This window comes from Bartonella sp. DB5-6 (assembly GCF_000278115.1).
GTDB lineage: Bacteria > Pseudomonadota > Alphaproteobacteria > Rhizobiales > Rhizobiaceae > Bartonella > Bartonella refiksaydamii.
Genome location: NZ_JH725121.1, coordinates 25,168 through 43,368 on the forward strand (window position 1 = coordinate 25,168; position 18,201 = coordinate 43,368).

At 37.5% G+C, this 18,201-nt stretch carries 8 protein-coding genes and 2 pseudogenes; 8 read left to right on the forward strand and 2 right to left on the reverse strand.

All coding sequences use genetic code 11. The features are described from left to right. Positions 1-107 (forward strand): annotated as a pseudogene (locus MCO_RS11295) (transcriptional regulator); the annotation flags it as partial. A 255-nt stretch (positions 108-362) separates the two neighbouring features. On the opposite strand, the pseudogene MCO_RS11300 reads toward MCO_RS11295, so the two are convergent. Together MCO_RS11300 and MCO_RS07565 are read right to left on the reverse strand one after the other, a co-directional pair. Continuing rightward, positions 363-557: pseudogene (locus MCO_RS11300) on the reverse strand (hypothetical protein); the annotation flags it as partial. A gap of 333 nt (positions 558-890) precedes the next feature. Then, a complete protein-coding gene (locus MCO_RS07565; RefSeq protein ID WP_040299058.1) occupies positions 891-2,021 on the reverse strand; it encodes a metallophosphoesterase family protein in 1,131 nt (376 codons plus the stop codon). Between the two features lie 547 nt (positions 2,022-2,568). Here MCO_RS07565 and MCO_RS10265 point away from each other — a divergent pair. From MCO_RS10265 to MCO_RS07600, 7 genes are all read left to right on the forward strand, one after another. Beyond that, entirely contained in the window at positions 2,569-7,665 is a 5,097-nt protein-coding gene (locus MCO_RS10265; RefSeq protein ID WP_007553550.1) for an autotransporter outer membrane beta-barrel domain-containing protein, read from the forward strand. A gap of 569 nt (positions 7,666-8,234) precedes the next feature. Beyond that, positions 8,235-10,721: an autotransporter outer membrane beta-barrel domain-containing protein gene (locus MCO_RS07575; protein ID WP_007553551.1), complete on the forward strand. Its 2,487-nt coding sequence runs from the start codon at positions 8,235-8,237 to the stop codon at positions 10,719-10,721. Positions 10,722-11,275: 554 nt separating this feature from the next. Beyond that, positions 11,276-13,627 (forward strand): autotransporter outer membrane beta-barrel domain-containing protein, encoded by a 2,352-nt coding sequence (locus tag MCO_RS07580; RefSeq protein ID WP_007553552.1) that lies wholly within the window; start codon positions 11,276-11,278, stop codon positions 13,625-13,627. A gap of 310 nt (positions 13,628-13,937) precedes the next feature. Continuing rightward, positions 13,938-14,129 carry a hypothetical protein gene (locus tag MCO_RS11305; protein WP_245256858.1) on the forward strand — a complete coding sequence of 64 codons (192 nt, stop codon included), beginning with the start codon at positions 13,938-13,940 and terminating at the stop codon, positions 14,127-14,129. 50 nt (positions 14,130-14,179) lie between these two features. Further along, on the forward strand, positions 14,180-14,386 hold the full coding sequence (locus tag MCO_RS11310) for a hypothetical protein (RefSeq protein WP_007553555.1): 207 nt from the start codon (positions 14,180-14,182) through the stop codon (positions 14,384-14,386). A 92-nt stretch (positions 14,387-14,478) separates the two neighbouring features. Further along, positions 14,479-15,024 carry an autotransporter outer membrane beta-barrel domain-containing protein gene (locus tag MCO_RS11315; protein ID WP_245256862.1) on the forward strand — a complete coding sequence of 182 codons (546 nt, stop codon included), beginning with the start codon at positions 14,479-14,481 and terminating at the stop codon, positions 15,022-15,024. A gap of 128 nt (positions 15,025-15,152) precedes the next feature. Further along, positions 15,153-18,023, forward strand: coding sequence for an autotransporter outer membrane beta-barrel domain-containing protein (locus MCO_RS07600; protein WP_007553557.1), 2,871 nt, complete (start codon positions 15,153-15,155; stop codon positions 18,021-18,023). Positions 18,024-18,201: the final 178 nt, after the last annotated feature.

Sequence of the window (18,201 nt, forward strand, 5' to 3'; positions counted from 1 at the left end):
ACGACACGGAAGAAATAGAGCTTACTTTGCCTCTGCTAAAATTGCATTTAAAGCGTCAAATAGAGGCTGAAAGAGTACATCTAGAAACTACACAAAATTCGGCTTAATGCTACTATAATATAAAAAATACAGGCGCGTTTCTTTTTACATTAAGAAATTACAATAACACATTGTTTTTTTTAAAGAATTATATACAATAAAAATAGAAACGCGCCATATGGCGCATATCTTTTTTGCTTTTTTGGTCATTTTTGGCTGATTTTGAAGTGAACTTCACTTTTTGTTTTATTTTTTTCAAAGGGTCTTCAAAGATCTTTCAAAGGGTATTTAAAACCCCTTTAATGAATCTTTTTCTCTTCATCCTAAAGATCGCAATTTAAGATGATGAGCTCTTGAGCTGCAGCCGGATTATTTGAACCACATGTATAAGTGGTTGTTAGATGCACCCTTTTGGATTCAATCTGACGTTTTAAATGCAATTTTATCAGAAGCAAAATAAGCTCTATTTCTTCGCTATCGTTGATGTTTTTAACAAGTTCTTTCAGCTTTCCATAAAGTAACGGATTAATTCTTAACAAAGCATTTCATTTTAAAGCACCATTTCACACGTCTCTCAAAGCAAACAAAAAACTTTCAACACATGGCTTCCAGTCACTTAATATAAACTACGAGAATATAACGAATATAATAAAAACTTCACAGGTACACCGCAGCATATATATCATCCATAAGAGAAGAAAAATATGGCAGCTTTATAACAAGATACGCACGACAAAGTGTCCAACACTTTTAATGCATTTCTGAAACTTTCTGAAACATTCCCCTCACTTTTAAAATTTGTAATATAGCACACTTTTCCTCTTATGCTTTTAAAGTAAGAAAAAATATCACTATAACTGACTACAACTTGCGGAAAACTGGGTATCTTCTCCTATAATGCCGAGATCTTTGATTAAAAGAGGTTTTCCTATCTCTCCATTATAGGCTTTAACGTGAATAGCCTTCCCTTTCACATCTATAAGGTAATAATCTCCATTGAAAAGCGCACCAGCTGTATAGACAGGAACATTGCCAAAGACTTTATCATTTTTTGCACGGCAATAAAATTGATAATGTGTGTGCCCCACAAATATTGCTTTGACATTATGAGAAGTGATGATCGACTTAAATATCGACAAATCTTTAACATTTTTATTACGAATAAAAAAGGATTCACCATCAATGGAAACTGGGCGAGCATCATGAAAATTGATGATTGTAATTTTACCTCTAGCATCAGCAGCAACTAAATCTTTTTTAAGCCAATCAAAAGACTTATTGATTTGCACCTCCATAGACTGTCCTTTCAAACGCACCGTATAACTTGGATAATTATGAAGCTGCACATAGTGAACATCCCCATAATCCCACGAATAACTCAAACTCCCCTTGATTACGTGAATATTGCCACCCGAAATGGGAAGGAAACTTTCAGCAATATCTGCATTGAAATAAGATAACTGGCTGCGATATTTTTTGATTTCCGACACCATTCTTGAAACAGCACTAAGAGCACACGCATCTTTATAAAAATTGAATGCTTCAGGAATTGTACAATTTCCAACATTATTGGCATAATCGTGATTGCCTAACCCCTCATAGACTGGAGAACCAAAACTTTTATAGATATTTTTATAATCGTCATAATTTTTTTGTTGGCCAAACTCTGTCAAATCACCATTAACAATGTAGAATGCAGCCTTTTGCGCTTTTATGGCACCAGCAACCTGCTCGTTTATCTTCAACCATGGTTCCCTGTTCGACACACCATTAGGCTCACCAGAATTTAAGCGCCATGGTTGCGGATCAGCCATGATGATCGCAGTATAATTTTTGGCAAGGGACTTTTCTTTCATAGACCAATCCATGAAAGCAGTATGGAACCTTTCGTCTTTTTTTATTTTTTCAGAAGCGAGATTAAAACAAGCAGAAAGAGCAAAAGCAATCATGGTGATTACTATATATCCAATTTTATATCTCATAAACACATCACCAACAAACGTTACGTATTTTATTGTATTATAAAAATCTGAAAAACAATTTTTCAGATTTTTTTGTTAAGAATGTGTCAAAAATTCAAAATAATGAAAGTATGATTTTAATAATATATTTCAATCTTTCCTCTTAAAGAACTTTAATTAGTTAAGACTTATTAGCTTTGGATATACCCAAATCACCAATATGAAAACAGCTTATCAAAAAGCGAATCTTTATCAGAAATCAGAAGATATTAGTGTGCTATAAAATGCCCCAAATTAAAATAAAACAATAAATATTACAAAAACTATTATTATTTTATAATACTTACATTATCAAATATATTTTACCATAAGTACATTATGTTGTAAACATAAATACATATACTGTTTTAATATCGCTTATTTTTAATTTTGACAAAAAAGTTAAAATACATTACTTAAAGTTACAAATTATCAATACTAATAGGTTCAAGACAATTATCCATTTTCTACTCTTCTTATGAAGTTCGCGGGGGAATGAATATTGGGGACTTTTATAAGGAGAGTACTAATGTATAAAAAATCCCTTTTATCATATACAACAGCAGCAGCTATCATACTGTTTAACATCCAATTCAATGCACATGCCGAAACCCTTGAAGTTTCTCAAGGAGAGAAAAAAGTTGCCAACGAAACCTATGAAATTATTCATGCAAAAGACGGCGGTCAAATTATCGGCGACCATTTAACTGTGGTTGGAAATAAAGATACAAACCAAAGCATAGCCCCAAACCAAAATATAAATGAAAGCGCTTTTGCTGTAACCGCTGAAGGCAATAACAGTACGATTAAATTAAATAACACGACCATTCAAGGCTCTGATTCTGTCATTTCCCTAGGTATTATGGCAAAAGACGGCGCTACACTTCAAATGACTGGAGGAACCATTACGGTTTCTGGGGGTGGTGCTGTCTTCTCTAACAGCAAATCTAACGGCAAAAACAATGAAAACAAGCTGGAAGATGTGACAATATCGAGCGGTAAAGATGATGCGCCGCTAATCAATGCAATAATAGTCTCCAACAGTACCGTCGCTTTAAAAGATGTAATTGTCAAACAAGCAACCAGTGCTATAATTGCACATCGTGATTCAAAAATAACAGTCTCGGGAGGATCATTTGAAGCAGAACAAGCAACAATATTTGCTCAAAACGGCGGGACTGTCACTTTAACCAACAGTGCAAACATTACATCATCTAATGACGTTGGACTCCATGCAAAAGGTTCAAAAAACCAAAAAGCCACCATCAACATGACTGGGGGAACCGTCACGGGGAAAAATGGTGCATTGATTGCTCAAGACAGTGGGCATATTGTTGTCGAAAATGTGTCTCTAAAAACAACAGATAGTGATAAATCGTTTGGTGTACTTTCTAGTGGCGAAGGCAGTGTAGTTGAATTGCTTGGGGAAAAAACAAATATTAGTGACAGTACCATCGGGCTTACAACAAACAACGGTGGTACGATCAAGATGACTGGGGGAACCATTAAAGCTTCTCTAGTCGGTGCTGGCTTCTTAAACAGTAGCAGCAAAAACACCCCAAATCAGCTGAAAGATGTGAAGATATCGAGTGGTAAAGACGATGAGTTACTGAAATTTGGAATAAGAGCAGACAAAAGTACCGTCATTTTAGATAATGTAGAAGTGACTCAAGCAGCTACCGGTATAGTTGCAGATAATAATTCGAAAATAACAGTCTCAGAAGGGTCATTTAATGCACAAATGGCGGCAATATCTGCTTACAACAGCAGCACCATCACTTTATCCGACAATGTAAACGTTACATCATCTAATGACGTTGGACTCTATGCAAACGGTTCAAAATCTACCATCAACATGACTGGGGGAACCGTCACGGGGAAAAATGGTGCATTGAATGCTCAAGACAGTGGGCATATTGTTGTCAAAAATGTGTCTCTAAAAACAACAGATAGTGATGTATCGTTTGGTGCATTTTCTAGTGGCGAAGGCAGTGTAGTTGAATTGCTTGGGGAAAAAACAAATATTAGTGATAGTACAGTCGGGCTTATCGCAAACGAGGGTGGCGCGATCAAGATGACTGGGGGAACCATTACAACTTCTATAGTTGGTGCTAACTCTTCAAACAGTAACAGCAATAAAAACAAACCTGAAGATGTGCCGATATTAAATGGTAAAGGCGATGCACAGCAAAGCTTGGGGGCAATAGCAAACAAAAACAGTACCATCATTTTAAAAGATGTAACCGTCACGCAAGCAACCAATGCTTTAGTTGCAGATGATCACTCGACAATAACAGCCTCAGGAGGATCATTTAATGCACAAATGACGACAATATCTGCTCACAACAGCAGTACCATCACTTTAACCGACAGTGCAAACGTTACATCATCTAATGACGTTGGACTCTATGCAAACGGTTCAAAATCTACCATCAACATGACTGGGGGAACCGTCACGGGAAAAAATAGTGCATTAGCTGCTAGCGACGGTGGCCATGTTACGGTCAAAGATGTTGCTCTAAAAGCAACAGGCGACGTGGCGGCAGTTAGATCGGTTGTAGTTTCTGTTGGCGCGAGCAGTGTGGTTGAATTACTTGGAAAGACAACAATTAATGATAGCGAAATCGGGCTTGCAACAAACGACAGTGGCGCAATCAAGATGACAGGAGGAACAATTAAAACTTCTATTGTTGGTGCTAGCTTCTTAAACAGTAACAGCAATGAAAACAATCTAGAAGATGTAAAAATATCGAGTAGTGAAGACGATTCGTTACTGGAGGTTGGAATAGCAGCAGAAAAAAGTACCGTCGTTTTAAAAGATGTAACCGTCACGCAAGCAGAGACTGGTATCTTTGCAGATGATCACTCGACAATAACAGTCTCCGGAGGATCATTTGATGCACAAGGTACAACAATATTTGCTCAAAACGGCAGCACAGTCACCTTAACGGACAATGCTAAAATTGCATCATCCGATGGTGATGGACTCGTTGCAGAAGGTTCAGGATCTAAGATCATAATGCTAGGAGGAACAGCAACAGCAAAGAATAAATATGCTGCATTGTATGCAAAAGACCGTGGACAGATTGATGCCACAGCTGTTACCCTAACAACAGACGGTAAGGGAGCTGGTGCAGTTGCATTGGGCCCTAAGAGCATAATAAAATTGCAGGGACATACAACAATTAACAATACTTTCAACGGTCTTGGAGCGATTGCTGGGGGCAAAATTACCAGTGAAGATTTAACAGTAATCGGTGGTGAAGCAATCAATTCAGCCCCCGATAAAGAACGCACTGGTGTATGGACAGAGGATGCTGGTAGTGAGATTCACTTAACGGGCAAAACAACCATTAAAAATGTTGATGAAGGTCTCTATGCAAACGGTGGGAGCAAAATTGTTAGTGGAGATTTAACGATAACCGGTAGTGAGTCCGAAAAAAACACCGGTGTGGGCGCCTATGGACTTAACACTTCAATTGAATTAAATGGTAAGACAGTCCTTCGAAACTTTGATGTTGGTCTTGTTGCAGCCAATAATAGCACAATTAGGATGATCAATGGTGCTATTAATACAAACAAGATAGAAGCAAAAAAAGTTGCACTATTAGCAGGAGCTAACGGACACATTAATCTCGCAAATGCTTCTGTAACAGCGGGAGTGGCTGGTTTGCAATTCATATATCTCTTTAAAGATGATCTACAAAAAGATCAAAACAATGAAATCAATTTAACCAATGCAGATATTCACATTGAAAATGGCGCTGGAATTTTCGTTGAAACTATTGTTGAAAAAAGCATTGAAAATAATGCTACTCCATCAATCGGTACAGCTAATCTTAAAAATTCAAAGATCCATGCCGATGTTTTATTAGATGACGGTATTTTGTGGAACAAAATTTGGGAGGAAGATAAAAATTGGTGGGGCGGTAAAGACGTTAAGAAAATATCCAACGGTACCTTCACATTAAGCGCAGATCATTCCACTTTAGAGGGCAGAGCAAAAATTGCACAAGAGAGAAATGTACTCTTTGATCTAAAAAATAAGACAACATGGACATTAAAGACCAGCACAAAAGAAAAAGATGATGAAGGTAATCTGCTTGATATTGCTCAAAGATCACGTTCTGATATTTCTGTACTTAATCTCAATGATAGTTCGATTGTTTTTGATGCACTGGTCGATGGTCATTATCATACATTGCATATAGGATCTGGAAAACCAGATACCAAAGCAGTCTATAACGCCTCTGGGGATGCAAAGATTTATTTCAATACTACATGGAGTGATGGTGTTGCCATTGCTGATCAAAAAACCAATAGATTGCTGATCCATGGTAATGTCTCGGGCAACACAACAGTTTATATCAAAAGCGATTTAGGGAATAAAAATAGTGTAGTAAATGCTTCTGATCCTTCGAATATGGGTGGTCTTTCACTCATCCAAGTTTCTGGAGAAGCAAAAGAGGATTCTTTCAAATTAGCCCAGGGCTATACCACAATAAGGGGAGAACCTTATAAATACACACTAACTGGCTATGGGCCAACATCAAGCCATGGTAACGCCGATATTGCGCAAAACCTCTTTGATGAAAAGAACGAAAATTTCTGGGATTTCCGTTTACACAAAGCATTTCTTGACACTGGTTCAGACTCTGTTATCGTACCTGCTCCCGTCCCACAAATGGCAAGCTATTTGGTCATGCCAAATGCTCTCTTCACTACGGGATTAACCGATATGGCTAAGCAAAACACGCTTTTAGCCAATATGAGAACATCAGTTGTGGGAAATAAAGAGAATAACGGCTTCTTCTTATACACCTATGGAAGTACAGGAACCTTATCCTCTGAACGCGGTCCTCTCGAATATGGTTATGGTGCTGATATCCGCTATGCTGCTATCCAAGCCGGTCTTGCATTACCTGCACTGGAAAGGCAAAATACCACAACACATTTCGGTTTTGTAGGAACCTATGGGCAGATGTCTTTCACCCCAAAAGATATGCAAGATGCGAGTAAAACCTCATTGGATAAATGGTCACTTGCAGCCTATGGCAGCGTACAGCATGACAATGGTTTCTACATCGATACACTTTTATCCTACGGGATAATAAAGGGAGATATTACCAATGCCATCATTGGCAAAACTGCAAAATTGAAAAATGCCAAAATGTTGAGCATCTCCACCACCGTTGGCAAACAGTTTGCAACGAGAATGGAAGGTTTAACCTTCGAACCCCAAGCACAACTGGCTTATCAACATTTGTTGTTTGATACCATTTCAGATGTCGATAATTTCACCATTGATATGAACAATCCCCATCAATGGTTAATCCGTGTCGGTGGTCGTTTAACAAAAACTGTCGTCACAGCTGAAAATGGTCGTTCTATTTCCTTCTATGGAAAAGTAAATGCAGTCAAAACTCTTGGAGACAATGAAGCAATCCATATTGATAAAAATTATCAACGTGATTCTGTAGGCTCTTTTATTGAAGGTGGGCTTGGTATCAGTGCGCAACTGTCACCAAACATTTCTCTTCATGGGGATGTCAGCGCTCAACAAAAACTTCAAAAAACCGGTATAACTGGAGCAAGTTTTTCAGGCGGAATACGTTATCAGTTTTAAAACACAAGGCTATAAAAAAGCGGTAATGTTATTTTATTCGTTTTAACATAAAAGGCAGCACATTGTGCTGCCTTTTCAGTTTATAAACCCGAATTGCCTCATCAAAACCTCCTTCGCCTTTATCAATAAAGGATGCAAAATATTTTTTGCTTTCTTAATTTATTTTTAAAAGCACATAATCGTCCTCCCTCTTTGTTCTATGCTATGGAAAATTTGCTAAAAACTTTTGGCAATGCTCATGAAAAAATTTCTTCTATCTCAACTCTATAAAGCTTTAATAATAACAAGCTTTGATCAGGGCGCAATATTTCAACATATCGCGCTTCATAGAGACTCAATTTATGGATAGAGATTCACCAAGATAATTTTTTGGAATCTGTTTTTCCACTGATTTGCATTACTATTTTAAAAGATTTTCTGAAGCAAATCTTCAAACTATAGAGAATACCACCATATAATACGCTTTGTTCTTTACAAGAAAAACATAGTGATATAAAAGTACCTCGGAACTTGCGCCATCAGGGGAATGAAGTAAGCATCAAAGGCATACCAATAATAAAGGCATATCTATGTGTAAGAAATCTATTTATAAGAAAAGTTTTTTGTTATATACAATTGCTGGAACTTTGCTTTTCCCTAATTTCTGTCCGACTCATGCAGATACACTAACTCCTGAAGTTGTTAATCAGCTTAATTTGAATAATGGAGAAAGTGAAACTTTTGATAATGTTCTTATCCGTCATAGGGGTCCTGGAGTGTCTGCTCATGATAAATCAGTTCTCACAATTAAAAACTCAACAATACAAACAGAATTAGCTGCACTTTCTGTATCAACAAGTGGGCGCATCGATGCTAAAAGACTTGAAGCAAATACAAGGTACATAGGTTTAGAAACTAGAAATGGTATAATCAACGTCGAAGATTCGAATATAATTGTCAAAAAAGGAGGAAGCGGTGGTATTGTTTTTTATGAAACCCCAAAAAATAAAATAAAAGAGGGAGAACACGTTGTAAACCGAGTAAATCTTACTAATACAAAGCTTATTGTAGAAGATGGCGTCGGTATTCGGGGACCTTACGGTTCAAAGGCTATTGCAGAAGTTCATCTTAAAAATTCAGAAATTCGTGCCGATATGTTATTGAGAAATAAAACAAGGCGTGTATATCATGATGAAGACACCCTTCCCGTTTCTCTTACATTAACTGCTAAAAATTCGATTCTAGAAGGAAGAGCAAGAACATTAAAAGTAAATACAACAGTTCTTACTCTAAGTAATAATAGCAAGTGGTACTTAAAGGTCAGTCAAGAAGATGTAGATACTGATTTTAGTACCTTTAATTTCGATCTCAGTGACATTAAACAACGAGCACTTTCTACCGTTTCAGTACTGAACCTTGATAATAGCTCTATCGTATTTAATGTACCACCTGCTCTAGCAAAGAGCCAATATCAAACTTTGAGTGTAGGACGAACCGCTGAGGTTTATAAATCAAGAGACAATATGGTCCCTACTGTAGCAACTGCTTACCATGCAACAGGCGATGCAAAAATTTATTTCAATACTGAATGGAGTGATGGCCTAACCAAAGAACAACAAAAAACAGACCGCCTTCTTGTTCATGGGAATGTATCAGGTACCACAACAATCTATTTCAATAGTCTTTCGAAGAATGAGAAAACAAACGCAGCAGATTCCGTTGCGTTAAATATGCGTGGTATTTCACTCATTCAAGTCTCTGGAAAAACGGATGAAACCGCTTTCAAATTAGCACATGGTTACATCACAATGGATGGATTGCCTTATAAATATACACTGAATGCTTATGGACCAACATCGAGTCGTGGAAAAGCCAATGGGCAGCAAAGCTACTTGGGAGAAATCTCTCAAGAATCAGAAGAAAATGCCCTCAAAGACTACACGAGCTATGTTATAAAAGGGAACATTATTGAGGGAATTTCAAAAAATGACAAAGGTGAATCAGCGCCAAATCACGGGGGAAAAGGCAGCATTCAAAGGCATTTGAAAAAAGATGATAATTTCTGGGATTTCCGTTTGCAAAGTGCTACTCTCGATGGTGAAGAAAAGGTCAAAGCTCTTGTGCCTCAAGTGGCGAGCTATTTGGTAATGCCTCAAGCTCTATTCTCTGCTGGACTTTCTGATGTCAATAATCAAAACACTCTGCTAGATACAATGCAAACCAAAACCCTTGAGATAAAAAATAATAAAAACAATGGGATCTTTGTATCTACTTATGGCAACAGAGTTACATTATCTTCCAGCCGTAGTCCATTACAATATGGCTATGGTGCTGATGTAAACTATGCTGCCTTACAAGCAGGTATCAGATTAGCAGCGCTAGAAGATCAAGATATTACCACAAATTTTGGTCTTTTAGGCACATACGGAAAGCTGGCTTTCACTCCAAAGGATATAGAAGGTGCTGACAAGAGTACACTGGATAAATGGTTGCTTGCTGCATATGGGAGTATCCGCCATAACTATGGCTTCTATGTCAATGCCCTCTTCTCCTACGGAATTCTGAAGGGAAACATCACCACGATCCCCAGAGGAAATACTGCGGAATTGAATAATACAAATACATTGAATGTATCAGCCATCATCGGGCAAAAACTCACAAGCAGTGCTAAAGGATTAGTCTTCGAACCACAGGCACAGCTCATCTATCAACGTCTCATGCTTGGCACCCTCTCAGATGTTGATGGCTTTAACGTGAACATGGGCTCCCCTCACCAATGGTTAGTTCGCGTTGGGGGTCGTTTAACACAAGATATATCTACAACGAAAGAAGGAAGTACTGTTTCTCTCCACGGAAAATTGAATTTTATCAGAGCATTTGGTGATAAGGGTACAATACAGATCGGCGATACTTTCCACCTTAATTATATGAAAAGTTCGATTGAAGGTGGACTTGGTGTGAATGCACAACTATCTCAAAATATCGTGCTTCATGCTGATGTTAATTATCAACAAAAACTCCAAAAAGATGGTCTATCTGGGATGTATCTTTCCGGTGGAATGCGCTATCGCTTCTAAAATAAAGCAAATAAAAGCGCAATATACCTTTTTATATTAAAGTGTATATTGTGCTTTTTTTCGATTTATAAAAATTGGAATTATTTTATTACAGTCTCTCTTTCCCTTTGATTAAGTAAAAAATATAAAATATTTCGACTTTTTCATTTTACGTCTAAAATATAGAATACATATTGCATATTTCTTCTCTTCTTCGTTGCACAAAAGAATTGATTGAAAGCTTTTGAAGAGTATATAAATATCTTTTGCCTTAACCGCAAAAGCTTTCATGACAACAAACTTTAGTTAATAACGTATATTCTAAATACCCTGTTTCATAAGGGTTTTTGCGTATAAATTTACTAGGTAAATTTTCCGGAATTCATTTTTCACTGATTACTATAACCGTTTTAAAATGGTTTTTTGAAGCGAACGGTCTAGTTACAGAAAGCAATGCTTAATAATTCTCTTTGTTCTTTACAATAAAAACATAATGATATAAAACTGCCTCGGTACTTGCACTATCAGGGGAATGAAGTAAGCATCCAAGACATACCAATAATAAAGGCATATCCATGTGTAAGAAATCTATCTATAAGAAAAGTTTTTTGTTATTTACAATTGCGGGAACTTTGGTTTTCTCTCATTTCCGTCCAACCCATGCAGATACACCACCTTCTGAAATGATTATGCTTCGTGCGGATAAGAGAGGAGAAGAAAAGATTTTTGATAATGTTTTTGTCCGCTCTAACTATACTACAGGGGTTGCTGATGACGAAGCCTTTATTATCATTAAAAACTCAACAATGCGCTCAGATTCGGCTTTACTTTCTGCATCAACAGGTGGACGCATTTATGCTAAAAAAATTGTTGGAAAAGCAGGTACTCGGGGTTTACTAGTTGCAAATGGTACAATCCATGTTGATGATTCCATCATAACCGTCTCTGAACAACATAAAAGCTATGGTATCCTTTTTGATCATATCATAAGTTCCAATCTCAAAGAGGGTGAAAAAGTTATCAATAAAGCAACCCTTACCAATACAAAACTTCTTGTAAAAGATGGTATTGGAATTGTAGGGCCGTACTATTCAGGCGCTGTTGCTGAAGTTTATCTTAAAGATTCAGAGCTTCGTGCCGATATGTTATTAAAAAATAAAACCGAAACAGAGGGTGATAAGCCTGGTACTATTACATTAACCACTGATAATTCAATTATAGAAGGAAGAGTAAAAGCTTTTCCCCAAAATACAGCAGTTTTTACTCTGAACAATAACAGCAAATGGTACTTAAAGATTAGTAAATTTGAAGTAGATGTGGGGAAAGAGCATGAACTATATTATGCAAACAAGCTCTCTAATATTAATCAAAAAGCGCTTTCTATTGTTTCAGTACTAAATCTTAATGATAGCTCTATCGCTTTTAATGCTCCACACACACTGGTAAAGGGACAGTATCAAACCCTCTATGTAGGACGAGCAGCTGATGTATCTGAACCCCAACAAAATAGACGCTCTAATGTAGGGGCAGTTTACAATGCAACGGGTGATGCAAAAATTTATTTCAATACTGAGTGGAGTGATGGTGCTGTAAAAGAACAACAAAAAACAGACCGTCTTCTTGTTTATGGTGATGTAACAGGCACTACAACAATTCATTTCAACAGCCTTTCGAAGAATAAGACATCAGAATCAGAAATTTCTGTTCCAGACAACTCTATTCCCTCGAATACACGTGGTCTTTCGCTCGTGCAAGTTTATGGAAAAGCAGATGAAAATTCTTTCAGACTATCAAATAACTACATCACGATGGGCCGTTTACCTTATAAATATACGCTGAATGCTTACGGACCAACATCAAGTCATGACAAAGCTAATGGAGAACAAAGCTTCTTGGGAGAGAATAAGAATTTTTGGGATTTCCGCCTGCAAAGTGCCACTCTTGATAGTGACGCAAAAATCAGAGCTCTTGTTCCTCAAGTAGCAAGCTATTTGGTAATGCCTAATGCTGTATTCTCCTCTGAATTAGCTGATGTAAACAATCAAAACACGTTGTTAGACAATATGCGAACAGCAGCAGTTGGAGTAAAGGAGAGTAAAAAGAAAGGTATTTTCCTGTCTACTTATGGAAATAAGAGCAAATTATTTTCTAGCCGCAGTCCATTGCAATACGGCTATGGTGCTGATGTTCACTATGCTGCATTACAAGCAGGCATTATGTTAAAATCGCTAGAAGATAAAGACATGATCACGAGCTTTGGTCTTTTAGGTACGTACGGAAAACTGGCTTTCACCCCAAAGGATATAGACGGCGCTGACAAGAGTACACTGGATAAGTGGTCTCTCGCTGCATATGGTAGCCTCCATCATAACAATGGCGTCTATGTCAATGTGCTTTTCTCCTATGGAATTCTGAGAGGAAATATCACCACAGCTCTCATTGGAAATACTGCAGAATTGCATAACACTGACATAATGAATGCATCGTCTACTGTCGGACAAAAATTAGCAACTGGTGTTGAAGGATTGGTTTTTGAACCCCAAGCACAGCTTGTTTATCAGCATCTTACTCTTGGTACTCTCTCAGATGTTGATGGTTTTGACGTGAATATGGGCAGCCCTCATCAATGGTTGGTACGCATTGGTGGGCGTTTAACGCAAACGACGATGCCTACTGAAAAAGGGTGTGCTATTTCTTTCTACGGCAAATTGAATGTGATGAAAGCTTTTGGTAATAATAGGACAATACAGATTGGTGATACTTTCCAACTTGATTCTATGGGATATTTGATTGAAGGTGGACTTGGTGTTAATGCGCACCTCTCTGAAAATATCGCCCTTCATGCTGATGTTAATTATCAACATAAATTGCAAAAAGCTGGCATATCTGGAGTGAGTTTTTCTGGTGGAATGCAATATCGGTTTTGAAAATCTTTGATTTCTATTTCTGAAACAGATGCAACGCTGAAATGTAAGCAGCGTTGCATAAATTTTAAATGTTATGAAAAAGTGTCATGCATCAAAAAGTTATTCTGTTTTTATCAAAAAGAAGAAAAATATATCAAGAGCATCTTTATGTATAAGAAGCATTTATTATTATGTACAGCCGTTTGTGCTTTGTGTTTTTCTTATTTTAATTTAACTTATATAAGTAATGCCTCTGGTGGTATTTTTATCAGTAGATAAAGCCACTTCCTCAACACTGAAAGCCACTTTTGACGCGTCACCGGAAGCTCATGTGAACTTGCCCTCAAAGGTTGATGCTACCGCCAAACCTGCTGCAGATACTGAGAAACCATCTAAGCTTGTAGATGATAAAGAGATTGCAGCTTTATCTCATGCCTCTCTTGAGCTTAAAGCAAAAACCAAAACTCTCACGCTACAAGTAACAAGCTATTTGGCAATATCTCCTGCGATGTTCGCCATTTGACTTGCTGATGTAGCAATCAAAATGCACTGTTAGACAACGTACAAATAACAATGTTTGAACCAAAAAATAATAAAGAAAGGGGGATTTTTTCTACTTATGGCAACAGATGCCTACTATTTTCCAGCTCTAAACCATCACAAGATAGTGCTAATGCAGATATTCGCTATGCTGCATTGCAAACAGATCTTACATTAATAACACTAGAAGATCAAAATGTCAGCACAGATTTCGTCTTTTTGGGACATATGGGAAATTAGCTTTCACCCCAAAGAACATAGAAGGCGCTGAAAAGAATATGCTTGATAAATAGTCACTCACCGCATACAGAAACATTCAGCATGACAGTGGTATCTACGCAAGTACATTCCTCTCTTACAGAATTTTCGAAGGAAATCTCACAACCGCTCTTATCAAAAACACTAAAAAAGTAAATAATATAAAAACATTAGGAGCTTTTGCTGCCATCGGCCAGAAATTGCCAACGGGTGTTGAAGGCATAACACTTGAACTCCAAGCACAACTTGTTTATCAATGTCTGCTGCTTGGCACTCTCTCGGATAGCAATAATTTTAAAGTGAACCTAGGCAATTCTTACCAATGGTTGCTCCGTATTGGCAGACGTTTTACACAAAATAAAGGGCGTGCTGTTTCTTTCTATAGCAAACTGAACTTTATTAAAACTTTTGATAAAAAGAAAACTATACAGATTGGTCAAAATTTTAAGCTTGCTTCTATGAGAACCTCTGTCGAAGGTGGTTTTGGTGTTAACGCGCATTTATCACAAAATATCGCGCTTCATGGCGATATCAGCTATCAACATACACTCAAAAAAAAACCGACATACCTAGAATGCATGCTTCCGGCGGAATACGCTACCGCTTTTAAAAAACTTTGATTCACATCTTGAAATACAACCAGCGCTATATATATTTCGTTTTGCATTTTATAAAAAGTACGTACTGCATTAAAAGTGTATAATTTTTTTATTAAAGAGCGAGAATAAGTGTTTAGGAATATATCTATATGAAAAAAAGTTTATTATTATGTACAGTTTCTGGAGTTCTATTGTGCTCTTATTCCAGCCTGTCTTATGCCCATGATGCAGCGACTCCTCTACCAACAACTGTAAACTCTTCATCTACACAATCTAGACCTGCGAATCCTGTATCTACAATCGCAACAACTACAGAGCAAAACAATCCGACAAGCCCTTCTCCAACTGTAACCCCTCCAACTGTAACCCCTAAATCTAAAACACCTGAAAAACCTGCAGTTCTTACAAAGCAAACTTCTGAAAGTTCTACATCTAAGCAAGAAAATTCTAGTGCTTCAAAGCCTGACGAAAATGCAACTATAGATATGCTTTCTTCCTCTGGAGAATCGCTGCAATTTACTCGAGCAGATATAGAACCTACAGCGACAGAAACAAGAGGCGAATCGAGAAGAAGACAAGGTAAAGAAAAATCCTCTTCGACAACCCCTTCTAACAAAGAAAATCTACCTAATCTTGCTGTATCAGCGCCATCAATACCTGCAAAACCAGCACCACAAACACCATCAATGAAGATACAATCAGAGCCTGTAAAACCAATATCCACACAGCCATTATCTTCAAAACCAGTACAAATGGAAAATCTACACTCTGCAATAGAAGTTGTGAACGGCGATACTGTAACGCGACATAATGTTAAAGTTTACGACAAGTTTGTTGCTGTAGATGCGCAAGGAAAAAACTCGATAATAAAGATAATAGGAGGAACAGTTTCATCAGAATTCATTGCTTTAAGTGCGTCGAAAGGTGGAATTGTTAATGGCACAGATATAACTGTAACAGCATCATCGGTTGGCTTACTGGGCACAGATGGTGGTACAATTAATCTTAAAAATTCGACTGTAAATGTCGAGGGTAGGAGTCAAACGCATGGTATCGTTTTCCGAAACACCCTCAGTATACCTATGCACAACATCGCCATGAATCGAAATGCACGCAATGCCGAAGAAAGAAGTAATTTTGCCTCTCTAAAAGCTGTTCCTAATAATGTGGTGTTAACTGATACAAAACTTTTTGTTGAACGTGGTGTTGGTATTGGTGTTTATGGAGGATCTGCGAACGCTGAAGTTGTTCTCAAAGATTCAGAAATCCACGCCGATCTTTTATTAAAGAATGAGGAAGTTCTTTCCCACAATCTTACATTGACGACAGAGCATTCTCTATTAGAAGGACGGGTAAGAACATTAGGAGAAAATAGAACAGCTCTTGATCTGAAAAATAACACAAAATGGTTTTTAAAAACCAATAAAAACGTAGCTAATAATGATAAAGATCTGTCTGATAATGCGCGGCTTGGTGTCGATGAAAAATCATACTCTAACCTTTCTGCACTGAGCCTCACAGACAGTATTGTAGTGTTTGAAAAACCCACAGAGGGACATTATCAAACTTTGTTTGTAGGCTCTAAACCGCAGCAAAGAGTTGAAGATTCCAATACATATGTAACTTATAGTGCAACAGGTACAGCGGAGATTCATTTAAACACTAAATGGAGCAGTCATTCTCCGGTGAAGAAACAAGAAACCGATCGTGTCGTAATCGATGGCGATGTATCAGGGAACACCGTTGTCCACATCAATCTCTTAGAAAAAGATCAAAAAATAACTGATAACAGTTCTGGTTGGGGAGAGCACATGGCTTCACTTCCTTCAGAGACACATGGAATTTCAATCATTCAAGTTTCTGGGAAAGCTAACGAAAACTCCTTCAACTTAGCAGGCAAGTATATGACAATGGGTGGTTTGCCTTATAAGTATGTACTCACGGCCTATGCACCAGGGACATCCCATGCTAGCCAAAATCTCTTTGGTAAGAATGATAAAAATTTCTGGGACTTCCGGTTACAAAATGCCTACGTTGATAGAAATAAGAAGATCAGAGCCCTTTTACCACAGGTAGCAAATTATTTAGTCATGCCCAATGCTTTGTTATCTGCTGGCTTTTCTGATGTGAACAATCAAAACGTACTGTTAGACAGTATGAGTGCAACAGTGTTTGGAACACAGAGTAATAAAAAGAAAGGTATTTTCTTCTCTTCCTATGGTGAAAAAGCCACTTTATTTTCCAACCGTGACCCGCTGCATTACGGCTATGGTGCTGATGTGAACTATACTGCTTTGCAACTAGGTGTGATATTAGCAACTCTAGAAAATAAAGATATCAGCACACATTTTGGTCTTTTAGGAACCTACGGAAAGCTTGCTTTTACTCCAAAGGATATGGAAGATGCTGAAAAGACAACATTTGATAAATGGTCACTCACAGCTTATAGCGGCATTCAACATAGCAATGGTCTATACGTAAACACACTTCTTTCCTACGGACAACTGAAGGGAGATATCACCACAGCCCTCATTGGAGATGTTGCAAAACTGGATGGTACTGAGACACTAAGTGTATCTGCTACCGTTGGTCAAAAAGTAGTAACCAGTTCTAAGGGGCTAATGTTTGAACCACAAGCGCAATTGATTTATCAAAATCTCTTATTCAATGTTTTCTCAGATGCTAATAATTTGGAAGTTGATATGGGCAATCCACATCAATGGCTAATGCGTATTGGTGGACGTTTGACACAAACTTTCACCACCACGGAAGAAAACAATGTTGTTTCCTTTTACGGTAAACTAAATGTACTCAAAACTTTTGGTGATGGCGGAACAATAAAAATTGGTGACACGTTTTATCTTGATCCTACCGGATCTTCAATTGAGGGCGGCATTGGTGTTAATGCTTATCTCTCTCAGAAGATCGCACTCCATGGCGATATTAGCTATCGGAAAAAACTTCAAAGAGCCGGTATATCAGGAACCAATTTTTCTGGTGGAATACGTTATCATTTTTAAAATAGAACCAGTGTCGATTTTAATAAAGGCAGCCTAAAATGCTGCCTTTATTAATTAAATCTCTATTTTCAAAATATTACAACACCCAGAAGAGGTGAAAATGCGCACCCTCGCTAAAAAAACACTATACTAGGATAATTGTTTAATCACTTAGACGTCCAATGTGGACTGAAATTAC